Source organism: Fictibacillus sp. UD, from assembly GCF_043558025.1.
Taxonomy (GTDB): Bacteria; Bacillota; Bacilli; order Bacillales; family Fictibacillaceae; genus Fictibacillus.
In genome coordinates, this window is sequence record NZ_JARUHH010000006.1 from 143,369 (window position 1) to 158,075 (window position 14,707).

A 14,707-nucleotide genomic window follows, 5' to 3' on the forward strand; every position below is an offset into this window, starting at 1 on the left:
TCGGGGGTACTAATGAAAATTTATCACTTTCAAAAAGAAACAGGTAAGAAAATTACGAAATTTAATTCTGATTTCATTATGTCGCATATTACCCAAACTCAAAAAACAGCTCATATAGGATGTATGTATTTAGAGGAGAATGGAGTAATCGGTTTTCATCAAGCAGTAGTCCCTCAACTTCTTTTAATTGTAAGTGGAGAAGGATGGGTTAGAGGGGAAACAAATGAATATATTAAAGTTCATAGTGGCGAGGCAGTTTTTTGGGAAAAAGACGAGTGGCATGAAACCAAAACGGATACAGGGTTAACTGCAATTGTTATAGAGAGTGAAGAGTTAACCACTGCCACGGTAATGGTAGTGGAGTAAGGGAAGATTGTTTTCTATTAAAAGCACTGCAAAATTCTGCAGTGCTTTCTCAATCTATTACTTATTAGACCTATTAGAATCAACAAACTATCCCCGATACCTCTCCAAAATCTTTTCTGTAACACCCCTCATATCTCCATTTCCTCTCTTCGCCTCCGCATATTGCTTGTAATCTTCAGCGGAAACCTCCAGCAAGAAGCTTTTAGGAAAGATATAAGGCTTTCCATTGTCCTGCTCATCTAAGTTGTTCATCACTTCAAGCTCATCGTTGTTTTCCTCGTTCGTCGCAGGATCGAAGCTGAACAGCTTACCGTACTCTTCTTCCACACTTTTATTCACGTTCATAAAGTATCGCATCACTAACACTCCTATTCTTGGGCTATGTAAATGGTATTCCCTACACGTCTGAATAACAGACATGTTTCCGTGCAAAAAAGGGGATTAAAAAATAGAACAGTTGTACAAGCACGACTCGTCATATTTCGTACTTTGTCCCGATATGATGTATAGAGAGCCTGAACCGGCAGGCTTATCAACGGTTGAGGGAGTTGAATGAAATGAAAAAAGCTGCAGATTCCTGGTCTCATTCTTTGAAGTTTCTTTTTTTCAGTGCAGTCGGTATTTTCATGTTCTTCGTTCCAATCACGGTAAAAGGGAAGTCATCCATTCCGCTCGATCACCTCGTCACATGGGTGAGAGATACAGCGGGTGAGGCTGTCCCGATTTACGCGCTGCTCGTTATTCTTCTTGGTGCAGTTTATCCGTTCTACACAAAAACGTGGAACAAAGACCGGGTCACAACCACTTTCTCTTTATTAAAAGTCGTGGGTTTGATCGCGGCAGTCCTTCTTTATTTTGAATGGGGTCCGAGCTGGTTGAGCGACCCGAACATGGGGCCATTTTTATTTGAAAAACTAGTCGTTCCCGTAGGACTGCTCGTTCCGCTTGGGGCAGTATTCCTTGCCTTTATCGTAGGTTATGGTCTGATGGAATTTATCGGTGTCCTCGTACAAAAGATCATGCGTCCGATTTGGAAGACGCCAGGCCGATCAGCTGTTGATGCCGTTGCCTCGTTTGTTGGCAGCTATTCAATCGGCTTACTCATTACGAACCGTGTGTTTAAAGAAGGGAAGTATACGGTAAAAGAAGCGGCGATCATAGCAACAGGCTTCTCGACCGTTTCCGCCACGTTCATGATCGTTGTGGCAAACACGCTCGGGCTAATGGAGATGTGGAACACGTACTTCTGGACGACACTCGTTGTTACGTTCCTCGTAACGGCGATCACGGTTCGAATCCGTCCGTTAAGCAGAATGGATGATTCGTATGTTGGCGGGGAGGGACAGCCGGAAGAAGTCGTAAGCGAGAAATATCTGCAAACCGCGTGGAGAAGCGCGATGGATTCATCACAAAACGCTCCAGCATTTTTGAACAATATCTGGTCTAACTTAAAAGATGGATTCGTGATGGCGATGAGCATTCTGCCTTCCATCATGAGCGTCGGGCTGATCGGCTTGCTACTCGCCGAATACACGCCTGTTTTTGACTGGGTCGGCTACGTGTTCTATCCGATCACATGGGCGCTGCAGCTACCAGATGCCATGCTTGCAGCAAAAGCAGCCTCAATTGGTGTAGCTGAAATGTTCCTTCCAGCACTATTAGTAACAGAAGCGGCTCTCGTCACAAAATTTGTAATCGGCGTCGTATCCGTAGCATCCATCCTATTCTTTTCCGCAAGCATTCCATGTGTATTATCAACAGAAATTCCGATCAGTGTGCCAAAACTTCTATGGATCTGGTTCCAACGCACGGTTTTAGCGTTGATTTTGGCAACACCGATTGCGTATTTGTTGTTATAGGTGTAATAAAATACAAAAAGACGCTGCTGAACGTTTGGCAGCGTCTTTTTTGTAGCGTAAAATGGCGCTCGGATCGATAAAATGAACATCATTTGAAGGTAGTTTACCTTTCGCTGCGCGTAAACTCAGTCTTAGCGCGTGTAACTCCCCACTTTCTGCGCGCAAAACAGCTCAGTCTGCGCGTGAAATGTACTGTAGCGCGTGAGAAAAGCAGTTGACTGCGCGAATCTGTAATACATATAAGAACACGTACCGTAAAAATCTCTATCCAAGACAATCCCCTGTCAAAACATACAATATGATAATCTATAAATAGAAATCATCGGCTGCACAATGCGACAGTCCTAGATAGGGGTTGAACACAAAGTGAATGACAGATATTCGAGGCAGGAATTATTTAGACCGATCGGTAGAGAGGGGCAAGAAAAAATCAGGCAAAAGAGCGTGCTGATCGTTGGGGCAGGGGCCCTTGGCGCAGCGAGTGCGGAATCACTCACACGAGCGGGTGTAAAACGCATCGTACTCATCGACCGAGATTATGTAGATTGGACGAACCTTCAGCGCCAGCAGCTGTATACAGAGAATGATGCAAAACAACAGCTACCAAAAGTCATTGCCGCTAAAAACCAGCTAACCCAAATCAATTCAGAAGTAGAAATCCAGGCACATGTGATGGATATGGGAATTGAAGAAGCTGAGGAGCTGATCGAGGGGATCGACCTCATTATAGATGCGACGGACAACTTTGAAACACGATTACTCATCAACGACCTGTCGCAAAAATACCAGGTGCCTTGGATCTACGGGGCATGTGTCGGTAGCTACGGCATCTCCTACACCATCATTCCAGGACAAGGGCCTTGCCTGAATTGCCTTCTAGATAAAATTCCTGCAAACGGCCAAACGTGTGATACAGCTGGAATTATTGCGCCTGCAGTTCAAATGGTGACAGCTTACCAAACGGCTGAAGCTCTAAAAATATTGGTCGAAAACTTTGAAGCTGTTAGAAAAAAAATCGTAACTTTCGACCTTTGGACTAATCAACATGTTCAGTTAGGAATGGGTAAGGCTAAAAAAGACGATTGCCCATCTTGCGGAACCCATCAGACATATCCGTATCTTCAAAAGCATTCGGAAATGAAGACAGCTGTTTTGTGCGGACGGGACACCGTGCAGATCCGCCCATCCTCCAACAGAGAAATCGACTTAGAGCAGCTGGAACAAAGTCTAGTGTCACACGGAAAAGTTCGTAGAAATCCGTACCTGCTGGAGATCGAAAGCGACAACCACAGACTGGTTCTTTTTAAAGACGGGCGCGCACTCGTGCATGGAACAAAAAGTACAGCTGAAGCAAAATCCATCTATTATAAATTTATAGGATAAAGAAAAAGATGCTGCTTGGAGTTAAGCCGCATCTTTTTTACGCAATCTTCTGTTTCGAATCTCCTCAACAGCGCCAGATCCTAACAGAACTCCTGTGATAATAAGGAAAAATCCGAGTATATGCTGAAACAAAATTTTCTCGTTTAAAAACAAAACAGCCCCAACTAAAGCAAAGAACGGGTTCAAGTTTATGAAGATCGACGCTTCCGACGCTCCAATTTTACCAATTGCTTCGTTATAAAGCATGTGCCCCATCGCTGTAGCGATACAGGCGGAAGCGAAATAGATCAGCCATAATGATACCGTTGAATTCTCAAACACTCCTGCAAATCCTTGGGGCTCCTCGATCAATCCAATCACGATCAAGAACAGCGAGCCGATCACCATCATGTACCCGGTCATCAAGCGGGGATCCAGCGTGTGTGCGACTCTTTTTATTAGAATAAAACTAACGGCTTGCGTAAGAACAGATAAAAGGATGTACCCGTCACCGAATGAGATGCCCGTCACTTGGCTGCCTTCTAACACGATGAAGGCAACTCCAGAGAATCCTAGTAAAAGTCCGATTGTCTTAAGCAGTGTTAATGGTGTACCTAGGAACGAGATGGCAAGGATGGTCGTCAGAAGCGGCGACATTCCCATAATCAAACCGCCGTTTGTGGCTGTTGTTTCGGTTAGGCCGATCGACAGAAAATAATGATGTGCCACAACATTAAAGATCGAAGCTAAAAAAACATACCAAAACTCTTTTTTTGTTAGCATTCGAACCTTTTTAATAAGAGAGAGAAGCAAAAATACCGTTAAGCCAGCGGTTAGAACACGAATTCCTGTGATCGTAACAGGCATGAAGTTCGTAACGAGAATTTTCGTCGCCGTTACATTTAGACCCCACACCACCATCACAGAAAATAAAATGATATACGTTCGATACGGTTTCATCACGTCATCTTCTTTCTTCTGCTTTTACTTCATGAAGTAAAGTATTAAAATGATTTTAGTTTCCATTGTACATCATTGTGGATGTTTTTACAGAAAAAAAGCTTACATTTTACAGTTTGAGCCGAAACGACCATATCTTCTTCAAGAGGTAGTCTGATATAGTGGGAGAAAATAATTTTGAAGCTGATTAAATTATCATGTTGTCTGGTGACTTACTATTGTCAGGTTTGTCGAAAGGCCATTATTTTTTAAATTTAGACTTAATTGGTAGCTGTTTAGACTTAATTTCTTCTAAAAAAGACCTAATTGAAGCACAAAACGACTTAATTACAAAAAAAGGTGTGATCATCACATGAAAAAAGTGAACCCATATGTACTTCTAGTTGTCGCAACCTTGATCTGGGGAGGCAATTTCGTGATTGGACGAGCGATTACGAGCAGTTTACCGCCTGTTACACTATCTTTTTTGCGATGGTGCACAGCACTCGTCATTTTCCTCCCGTTTGCCTGGCCATTTCTGCGTAAAGAGTGGCAGGTGGTGAAAAAGCAGTGGCGAATTGTACTATTCATGGCACTCACTGGTATTACTGGCTTCAACACACTTCTATACATCGCACTTCATTACACGACTTCCATTAACGCATCACTCGTAAACACGTCGACACCGATTATTATCTTTATTCTGTCTTTTATCTGGCTAGGTGAGCGGCTAAACGCCAAACAAGTTGCAGGTGCTATTCTTTCAATCGCTGGACTTCTGTTTATTATTTCAAAAGGCTCACTTGAGGTGTTGCTGCAGTTTTCCTTTAACAGGGGAGACCTGATTGTGATCGCAGCCGTCATTTGCTGGAGCATTTATTCTTTACTTATAAAAAGATATGCTGGAAAACTTCCGACATACAGTACGTTCATCGTTTCGATGGTTCTCGGTATCATGATCTTGCTTCCGTTTTTTATAAAAGAAGCACAAGACACAGAGATCGTCTGGTCGACAGGTTCCATTCTAACGATTTTATACACAGGAATCTTTGCGTCCATTGTTGCCTTTATATCGTGGAACACAGCGGTAGAACGAGTAGGACCGAATAAAGCAGGCATTTTTCTGAACTTGATTCCAGTGTTCGCTGCCACTTTTGCCGTGCTGTTTATTGATGAAACGCTCGCTTATTATCAAGCGGTTGGCGGAGCGTTAGTCATACTAGGTGTTTATCTATCAACCCGTGTAACAAAAAGAGCAAAAAGGAGTGTCGCAGCAGATAGAAGTCTTTAGTATAAAAGTAAATAATTTACAAAATTATTGAAACTATCTATTGCTTTCACTCGTATAAATAATTGAAAAAAGAGAGAGTTGAGATAGGAGGAGTTGGGAATTTCATGACAACACATACGTTAGAACTAAAGAACTTAACGAAAAAGATTAAAAGCAAGACCATCGTGGATGATCTGTCGTTCTCGGTTAGAGAAGGAGAAATCTTTGGCCTGCTCGGCCCGAATGGTGCTGGGAAAACAACGACGATCCGAATGATTGTAGGACTCATCTCAATAACAGACGGTGATGTTCTGATCAACGGTGACAACATTCGCGGAAACTATGAAAAAGCGATGGAACGCGTTGGTGCGATTGTTGAAAATCCTCAACTGTACGATTATATGTCTGGATATAAAAACCTGATGCAATATGCGAGGATCATGCCAGATGTAACGAAGGAAAGAATTGACGAAGTGATCGAACTCGTCGATCTGAAATACGCCATTCACGACAAAGTAAAAACCTACTCGCTTGGTATGAGACAGCGACTGGGAGTAGCGCAGGCCCTTTTACATAAGCCGAATGTGTTGATTCTGGACGAACCAACAAACGGACTCGATCCACAAGGGATCTATGATCTAAGAAACTATTTACGTCTTTTAGCAAACAATGGAACTTCTGTTGTCGTATCATCACACATGCTTGCCGAGATGCAGATGATGTGTGACCGTGTTGCGATCATTCAGCACGGAAAACTTGTGCGAATTGACGAAATCACGAACCAAGAAGATGAAGCAGACGTAAAAGTTCACTTCCAGATCGAGGGAGATACTTCACAGGCGAAACAAGTTTTAGTGAAGATGAATGATGCACTTGACGTGACTGAATCTGGCAATGAACTGATTGTTGAAGTATCTGACGTACGATTTATCGCAGAGCTGAACAAACAGCTTGTATTAGCAGGTGTTCTCGTTGTTGGGATTCAACGTAAAACGAAGACGTTAGAAGAGCGGTTCTTAGAAATGACGAAGAAAGGGGGCGATGTGAATGAAGTGGCTGTCCCTGTTAACGAATGAGTGGATTAAGATCTTTAGCCGCATACGCACATGGATTTTTCTTGCGCTTCCGATCGTCATCATTATCGGTGTTGCCGTCTATGATAAAGTAACGACGGATGAGGAAGTGAATAACAACTGGAAGCAGGAGCTTACAGAACAAATTAAGAATGATAAAAAGTTAGTAGAAGAAGAAAAGAAAAACGGCGCTGATGAGTTTTACATAGAGATGCTTGAAACAGGCATCAAGCAAAACGAATACGCCATTGCCAACGAAATTTCACCATATGAAACAACAACATGGCAGTTCATGAAAGACATGGCGCCGATTTCGTCCTTAATTGGATTATTTGTTATCGTAGTCGCGAGTGATATTGTCTCAAGTGAATTTTCAAAAGGAACCATTAAGATGCTGCTCATTCGTCCTTATAGCAGATGGAAGATCCTATTATCCAAATTCCTTGCAACATTAGGATTTGCCTTTGTGATGTGGCTCGTTGTGATTGCATCAACGTGGCTGGTCGGTGGTCTAGCGTATGGATTCGGAGGAATGGATCAATCGTATCTGGTTGTAACGGAGAATCAACAAGTAAAAGAACGATTAATCGTTGAGTACGTTTTTGCTAACATCGGTGTCGAGTTTATCGAATTAACAGCACTTGTAGCTCTGTCGTTCATGATTTCTACTCTGTTCATGAGTAACTCGGTCGCAATTGGGGTGGCCATGTTCACGATGTTTGCAGGAAACACGATTGTGATGCTGCTCGCCAACAAAGACTGGATTGTTTACACACTGTTTGCCAACATGGATCTTAGCGTGCTTATTGACGGGCAAAATCAGCTGATCAAAGATTTAACATTACCGTTCTCCATTAGTGTGTTGGCGGTGTATACAGCCTTGATGCTCGCTATCACTTTCACGGTTTTCCAAAAGCGCGACGTGAAAGCGTAATAGTAAAATAATAAATAAACGAACAAAAGATAACCAATTCAGGTTGTCTTTTTGTTTTGTCATAAAAATATAGAAGTAAGAAAGACCTCGTACCTTCGTACCAACTTGTTAAAAATTGACCAATACATATAGTTTTTGCTTTTATTGCTAGGGTAAGATGGGTGTAGCAGAACAGCGGAAAAGTAGGAGGGAATCAATTGAAAACGAGAGGTATATTAGGATTATGTTTTCTTGCTCTTTTTATCATGTTAATACCGATACATACTCTAGCAAACTCTCAACATACAGAGAAAATAGACTATACAAAAAATCATCTCGTACCAACGCTTGAACAAGGCGCAAAAAAGAACCCACCACCACCCCCTCCAAGTAAAAATATAGGAGACAGTGATGATAGCTTTTTAGATAAAGCAAAAAAGCTTGGAAAGAAATTAGTAACAGGTACCGTTGACGGTTTTAAAACAGCTACAAAAGTGGTTAAAGAAACCACTTCGGATATTTTGGATTCTGCCTCAGATTATTGGGAAGAGCGGTCGCTGTTTGAAAAATCCCTAATTATTGTAGGAACGATAGCGACTGTCGTAACATTAGGGGCAGCTGCGGGTATTATCTCTGCAGGGGCTGCCGTCACAATGGGTGCGATGGGGGCACTGAATTACGGGCTTTATGCAATGACAGCTGACAATGTTACGTTTGGAGGCGGCCTGTTGTGGGGTGGCCTCGGTATGGCAGGTGGAGCTCTAGGAATGGCTGCAAGAGGAGCAAAATTTCTGGCACCAGCACGCGCTTTTGTGAGCAGAGCAACCATTCCAGCATTGGGCAGACTCGGAACGTTTCTGCCGGCCGTCGGAGCAGGAGCTGCATTAAGTTCGGGCACAGCCGTTTATACACACCTCGCAAAATGGGCGATCACAGGAGAACCGCCAAACTGGGGTGACATGGGACGAGATGCCCTCGTTTGGGGTGCAGCCGGAGCAGTAGGAGGCGGCGCATTTAGTGCTGTGTCAAAAGCTGCTTCAAGGTTCATGAGTAAAGGTAAATCAATAGTAGCAGGCGGTGTCACAGCAGGTGGATCTGAAACCGCGGTAAGTGACTGGCTGCAAGGAAACAAAGTTACGTTGAAAAAAGTGGCAATCGGTGCGACAGCGGGGGCTGTTTTAACAGGAGCTTTAGTAGCTTTACCTAACCTCGGAAACAAACCAGTAAACCAAGCGATAAACAAGACAGAAGTTACAGCAGAATCCATAAAGGCAGTAGCTCCTAAACGTACACCTGTGGACAAATTGTCAGCAGGAACAGGGTATAAAGTTGATCAGCCAGTACTGCCTTTAGCCAATACTGCAACAGATCCATATACGCTTCTTAAACAAAACGGCATACCGCAAACATTTACGGACAGTGAACTTGCCATGTTAAGAGCAGCTGACATGAGGATGGAGCTACAGGTTGGAAGAACAAGTATTAAAAATACAGAAAAAATAAGAGTTGTAGATGGTAAGAAACAATACAATGTAAACGGGAAATGGTTAACTGATAAACAATTTTCTGTTCTTCGTCAAAAAGCTGTTCGACAATCTTGGAAACAAGAAAAAGATCTTGTGCTCAAGACTGGAAGAGGAACAAGAGAGTGGACTTCTGATGAATTAACTGAATTAATAACAACAGGAAAAGTAAAAGGGTATGAAGGTCAGCATATGAAATCTGCAAATGAGTATCCAGACTTTGCGGGAGAACCTGATAATATTCAATTTCTAAAAGGTAGAAATATGGATGTTAACGAGCACCTGGATGCTCATGGAGGGAGTTACCATAATCCCACAAACGGCTATTATTTACCTCAACCTGGAATAATGGTGGATTTCGGTGATAAAATACCTTGGATTCATAAATAGGGGGAACAGAAATGTCACATAAATACTTAAATAACCAAGATTTAATACCTTTTTTTGAAGAAATTAATAAGTACGCAGAAGATGTACATTATTTAAAAGCTGGTGCTAACCTAGAAGAAATAGAAAGTCTTGAAAAAGAGCTGAATATTAATTTGCCCCAAATCTATAAAGACTTTCTTCAAGTTTGTAATGGCGGAGAACTATTTGTTCCCGGAACAGTCTTATCAGAAATTTACTTACCAAAAACTGGACCAAAACAAAAAGGAGAATCTTACTTAAATGATTCATTTGAGGAAGATCGCCGATTACTAGGCATGCCAAACTCTTATTTGATTATTGCTGACATGAATTATGGGGACACAATAAATTTTGATTTGCAAACAAGTAATGGTTACGATGCAAAAGTAATTCAATGGGATAAAGAAATGGGAGACGTATCAAGAAGCTGGGATGGCCTTGCTTCATGGCTGATGGATGCATTGGATGAAGGGTCTATGCTTGTAGATTATGAAGGAAATGATAAAGACTTGGATTTCTAAATGGGGAATTACGGGCGAGAGGATAGAACTCAGGAAGGTGAAGAATATGTTACCTCATATTTTTAAAGAAAAATGGGATGTAAAAAAAGATGGTCCATTAATTACACTTAATGAAAACAAATTAGAAAATACACCTTTTTCTTTGGAAGTAAAACAGTTTTTAACAGTTAGCGGTTTACCCGAAACGCCCCCACCCTATTTAGAATTCACAGCACTTGCAGAGCCCTTACAACCAATGAACCAGAAGTTTAACCTCCCAGAAAAGTTTCAAGAATTCTGGTACTTAGGTTCGACTGGAGATGGGTATCCCATTTGCCTTCAAGAAAAAAGTGAAATAATCATGTATCTTAACTATGATCAAAGTGGTAAGGAAGTTTTTATAAACTCCTCCATTCATCAGTTTGCGGAATGTCTATTACTATACGTAGAGATGATTAATAAAGTCATTGAAGTAAATGGAGAAGACGCATACATTGATAATGATATCCCTGTATCTATTTTAGCTGGATTGAAAAATCAGTTTCATAGAGTTGACCCTAAATGTATTCAGCCTAATCATTTTTGGTATGAAGAACTAGAAAAATTATCAGAATAAGACTTGTAAACAGAAGAAAATAATATGGGGTTCAAATCTATAAAACAGGAGGTTGGCTGTGCGGATTGAATGGCAGTTACTCTTCTGATAATTTAATAGCGGTCTTTCCCCAAAATAATAGAGTTGCAATATGCCTTAATAAGTTATATGTATAAACGCTCAAACACCGATATAGTCAAGATTAACCAAAGATTAGTTGAGAATCCCATGTTAAACTATAAAAAGCTAATAAAATCAATGAAAAAGGTGACTAACATTGGAAACTCAAACAAAACAAAAAGAAGATGTAAAAGGGATAGGAGGCTGGCTGCTGTTGGTGGCAGTGGGACTTATCTTAGCTCTCCCATATAAGCTGAATGCTATACTGATCGGGCTGGAGGCTATTAAAGGCTATACCCTAAATTCTATATTATTGAAGTACATCATTTACGGAGAATTGGTCTTTAACATCGGCTTACTATTGTTTAATGTTTATCTTCTTTATTTATTTTTCGCAAAGAAAAAAGTTTTCGTCAAATCATGGCTGTTTCTGCTACAGATCACATTATATTTTGCCATCGTGTTAGATGTATTGCTTCTCTTTGTGGATGAAGTGGATACAGGGACTGCTTTTGTTAACTCAGCATCTGCTGTATTAGCCTTTGTTATTTGGTCAGCGTATGCCAAAAAATCGTACCGCGTCCACAACACATTTGTAAATTAATCTAAAAAGGACAGGGGCCACATGTGCTCCTGTCCTTCGTCTATTTATCTCCTATCCAACGACTCTATCTCTACGCCTTTTGAGACTGAAATTGATCTTCTTCTGTAGATCCTTTTAGTGCAGTTGTTGAAGCTGTTCCGCCTGAAACGAGCTGTGTTACTTCGTCAAAGTAGCCTGTTCCTACTTCGCGCTGATGGCGAGTTGCCGTATACCCGTCGATCTCACTATCAAACTCTCGTTGCTGAAGCTCAGAATAAGCACCCATACCTCTTGCTTTGTAGCCTTTTGCGAGCTCGAACATGCTGTGGTTCAGTGCATGGAACCCTGCAAGTGTAACGAACTGGAACTTGTAGCCCATTGCCGCAAGCTGCTGCTGGAACGTTTCAATCGTCGCGTCATCCAACTTCTTTTTCCAGTTGAAAGAAGGAGAACAGTTGTAGGCTAATAGTTTACCAGGGAACTGCTCGTGAATCGCATCGGCAAAACGCTGCGCTTGCTCGAGGTTTGGTTCACTCGTTTCACACCAGATTAAATCCGCATATGGCGCATACGCAAGCCCGCGAGCGATTGCTTGATCAAGGCCAGCATTCGTACGGTAGAAGCCTTCAGCCGTGCGCTCACCTGTAATAAAGGCGCGGTCGACTGGGTCGATGTCACTTGTAATCAAGTCTGCTGCATCAGCATCTGTACGTGCGATCAAGATCGTTGGCGTGCCCATTACATCTGCCGCAAGACGAGCAGAGATTAAGTTGCGTACAGCCGTCATTGTCGGCAACAGTACTTTTCCGCCAAGGTGTCCGCACTTTTTCTCAGAAGATAATTGATCTTCAAAGTGAACAGCAGATGCTCCTGATTCAATCATGCCTTTCATTAGTTCGAACACGTTAAGCTGTCCGCCAAACCCAGCTTCTGCATCGGCAACGATCGGTAAGAAGTAATCAACTTCATTACCGCCTTCCATATGCTGAATCTGATCGGCACGCTGAAGTGCAGAGTTAATGCGTTTTACCACGTGTGGCACGGAGTTTGCTGGGTACAAACTTTGGTCAGGATACATGTTTCCAGAAAGGTTAGCATCTGCAGCGACCTGCCAACCGCTTAAGTATACGGCTTTCAGACCTGCCTTTGCTTGCTGAACCGCCTGATTGCCTGTTAAAGCTCCTAAAGCGTTTACATATGTTTCATTTTGAAGAAGATCCCAGAATTTTTCCGCACCGCGTTTTGCAAGTGTATGTTCGATATCAATTGACCCGCGCAAGCGAATAACCTCTTCTGCTGTATATGGGCGCTGAACTCCTGACCAGCGCTCTTCGTTTTGCCACATTTCCTGTAATTTCTCCACACGTGATTGTTTCATAATATAACTCTCTCCTTAAGTTTTCATAGTTTTTGTGAAATGGTATTTTTATTAACGTTGCTTAAAATGTGTTTTGTTTTGACCTTGCGGGACAAGCGGTCAGGTGAGACCCTTAAGGGCGCAAAGCGGCAAGGGGCTCACCGCCTGCCCCGCGGAAAGCGAGCATCCTGGAGCGTAAATCATCCGCCGACAAACTTTTTACAACACCTCATAGCCTCGGTTGGTTAAGAAATCTTGAAAATCATCATCGCGAATCAGTTCGTCAAACAGGCCGACAGCCTCCATAAAGCGGCCAGAATTGAATGAATCCTCATTCATTTGCTGTCTTAATTTCTGAACTTCCTGCAGCTTTAGTTCCTCTACCAGCTCGAATGTAACTTTGCGGCCATCGTTCAAAATGCCTTTAGGGTGACGGATCCATTGCCATACTTGGGCTCGCGAGATTTCTGCAGTTGCTGCATCTTCCATAAGGTGGTTGATTGGTGCAGCACCTTTTCCTCTAAGCCATGACGCGATGTATTGGATGCCGACACTAATGTTGACGCGCAAACCTTCTTCTGTAATTTCGCCCTCTGGTACAGCCACTAAATCGTCAGCCGTTACGACCACGTCTTCACGTTTTCGATCGATCTGATTAGGTGTTGGCATGATACGGTCAAACACTTCCATTGCAACAGGTACAAGTCCTGGGTGGGCAACCCACGTCCCATCATGACCGTCAGAAGCTTCGCGCTCTTTGTCAGCACGCACTTTTTCAAAAGCAGCTGCATTTGCCGCCTCATCATTTTTAATCGGAATCTGTGCAGCCATTCCACCGATTGCTGGAGCGTTCCGTTTGTGACACGTCTGAATTGCCAGAAGAGAGTAAGATCTCATGAATGGTACAGTCATTGTAACAAGCGATCGATCTGGTAGAATCACATGCGGCTGGTTACGGAATTTTTTGATATAGCTGAAGATATAATCCCAGCGTCCGCAGTTCACGCCTGCAGAGTGTTCACGCAGTTCGTATAAAATTTCATCCATCTCAAAAGCGGCGACGATCGTTTCGATTAGTACAGTAGCTTTGATTGTTCCTCTAGGAATACCGAGCTGCTGTTGTGCGTAGATGAAAACATCGTTCCAAAGGCGAGCTTCTTTGTGGCTTTCCATTTTAGGAAGGTAAAAATATGGACCAGAACCTTTTTCAATAAGTGTTTTCGCATTGTGATAAAAATAAAGTCCAAAATCTACTAAACTCCCAGACATGGGTTCGTTGTCGACAACAATATGTTTTTCTTCTAAATGCCACCCGCGGGGACGCACGATCAACGTCGCGATGTCCTTGTTCAATGTATATTTTTTGCCGTTCGGATTTTCAAAAGAAATGGTACCGTTAACGGCATCCTTCAGATTGATCTGACCCTCAATCGTATTTTCCCAAGTAGGAGAGTTCGAATCTTCAAGGTCGGCCATAAACAATTTGGCACCTGAGTTAAGCGCGTTGATCACCATTTTTCGGTCAACAGGGCCTGTAATTTCCACTCTGCGGTCTTGAAGATCTTTCGGAAGAGGAAAGATGGTCCAATCGCTGTTTCGGATATGTTCAGTTTCAGGTAAAAAGGTGGGAAGAATCCCTGAATTGATTTCTTTCTGTTTCACTTTACGCTGCTCTAAAAGTTCTTTTCGTGTGGTATTGAATTGAAGGTGCAGTGACTTTAAGAAAAGAATGGCACCTGGTGTTAATATCTTTTCATACGCTGGGGTTATATCGCCAATCACTTGAAGATTTGAGGTTTCGATGGTCACTAATTCCACAGTCCTTTCTGAATATGTTAT

At 42.4% G+C, this 14,707-nt stretch carries 14 protein-coding genes; 10 read left to right on the forward strand and 4 right to left on the reverse strand.

Annotation, left to right across the window (positions count from 1 at the left end; translation table 11 throughout):
- Positions 1-12: 12 nt before the first annotated feature.
- Positions 13-366, forward strand: a complete 354-nt coding sequence (locus tag P8610_RS12050; RefSeq protein ID WP_394604574.1) for a cupin — start codon at positions 13-15, stop codon at positions 364-366.
- A gap of 87 nt (positions 367-453) precedes the next feature.
- Here the strand turns inward: P8610_RS12050 and P8610_RS12055 are convergent, their stop codons facing one another.
- Entirely contained in the window at positions 454-723 is a 270-nt protein-coding gene (locus tag P8610_RS12055; RefSeq protein ID WP_394604575.1) for a hypothetical protein, read from the reverse strand.
- 200 nt (positions 724-923) lie between these two features.
- Here P8610_RS12055 and P8610_RS12060 point away from each other — a divergent pair, with 200 nt between their 5' ends.
- Entirely contained in the window at positions 924-2,225 is a 1,302-nt protein-coding gene (locus P8610_RS12060; RefSeq protein ID WP_394604576.1) for a YjiH family protein, read from the forward strand.
- A gap of 366 nt (positions 2,226-2,591) precedes the next feature.
- Positions 2,592-3,608 carry a MoeB/ThiF family adenylyltransferase gene (locus tag P8610_RS12065; RefSeq protein ID WP_394604577.1) on the forward strand — a complete coding sequence of 339 codons (1,017 nt, stop codon included), beginning with the start codon at positions 2,592-2,594 and terminating at the stop codon, positions 3,606-3,608.
- Positions 3,609-3,629: 21 nt separating this feature from the next.
- On the opposite strand, the gene P8610_RS12070 is transcribed toward P8610_RS12065, so the two are convergent.
- Entirely contained in the window at positions 3,630-4,547 is a 918-nt protein-coding gene (locus P8610_RS12070) for a DMT family transporter (protein ID WP_394604578.1), read from the reverse strand.
- A gap of 352 nt (positions 4,548-4,899) precedes the next feature.
- On the opposite strand from P8610_RS12070, the gene P8610_RS12075 reads away from it, so the two are divergent.
- The 7 genes from P8610_RS12075 (at position 4,900) to P8610_RS12105 (ending at position 11,532) form a co-directional block, all read left to right on the forward strand.
- Entirely contained in the window at positions 4,900-5,817 is a 918-nt protein-coding gene (locus tag P8610_RS12075; protein ID WP_394604579.1) for a DMT family transporter, read from the forward strand.
- A 104-nt stretch (positions 5,818-5,921) separates the two neighbouring features.
- On the forward strand, positions 5,922-6,872 hold the full coding sequence (locus P8610_RS12080) for an ABC transporter ATP-binding protein (protein ID WP_394604580.1): 951 nt from the start codon (positions 5,922-5,924) through the stop codon (positions 6,870-6,872).
- A complete protein-coding gene (locus tag P8610_RS12085; protein WP_394604581.1) occupies positions 6,844-7,803 on the forward strand; it encodes an ABC transporter permease in 960 nt (319 codons plus the stop codon). The genes P8610_RS12080 and P8610_RS12085 overlap by 29 nt, the downstream gene beginning before the upstream one ends.
- 197 nt (positions 7,804-8,000) lie before the next feature.
- Positions 8,001-9,695, forward strand: a complete 1,695-nt coding sequence (locus tag P8610_RS12090) for a hypothetical protein (protein WP_394604582.1) — start codon at positions 8,001-8,003, stop codon at positions 9,693-9,695.
- An 11-nt stretch (positions 9,696-9,706) separates the two neighbouring features.
- Complete coding sequence (locus P8610_RS12095) at positions 9,707-10,234, forward strand: SMI1/KNR4 family protein (protein WP_394604583.1); 528 nt, start codon at positions 9,707-9,709, stop codon at positions 10,232-10,234.
- A 46-nt stretch (positions 10,235-10,280) separates the two neighbouring features.
- A complete protein-coding gene (locus tag P8610_RS12100) occupies positions 10,281-10,829 on the forward strand; it encodes an SUKH-4 family immunity protein (protein ID WP_394604584.1) in 549 nt (182 codons plus the stop codon).
- Between the two features lie 256 nt (positions 10,830-11,085).
- On the forward strand, positions 11,086-11,532 hold the full coding sequence (locus P8610_RS12105; protein WP_394604585.1) for a DUF2569 domain-containing protein: 447 nt from the start codon (positions 11,086-11,088) through the stop codon (positions 11,530-11,532).
- A 70-nt stretch (positions 11,533-11,602) separates the two neighbouring features.
- On the opposite strand, the gene aceA is transcribed toward P8610_RS12105, so the two are convergent.
- Complete coding sequence (gene aceA, locus P8610_RS12110; protein ID WP_289494114.1) at positions 11,603-12,889, reverse strand: isocitrate lyase; 1,287 nt, start codon at positions 12,887-12,889, stop codon at positions 11,603-11,605.
- A 198-nt stretch (positions 12,890-13,087) separates the two neighbouring features.
- Positions 13,088-14,677, reverse strand: a complete 1,590-nt coding sequence (aceB, locus tag P8610_RS12115; protein WP_394604586.1) for a malate synthase A — start codon at positions 14,675-14,677, stop codon at positions 13,088-13,090.
- Positions 14,678-14,707 lie beyond the last annotated feature (30 nt).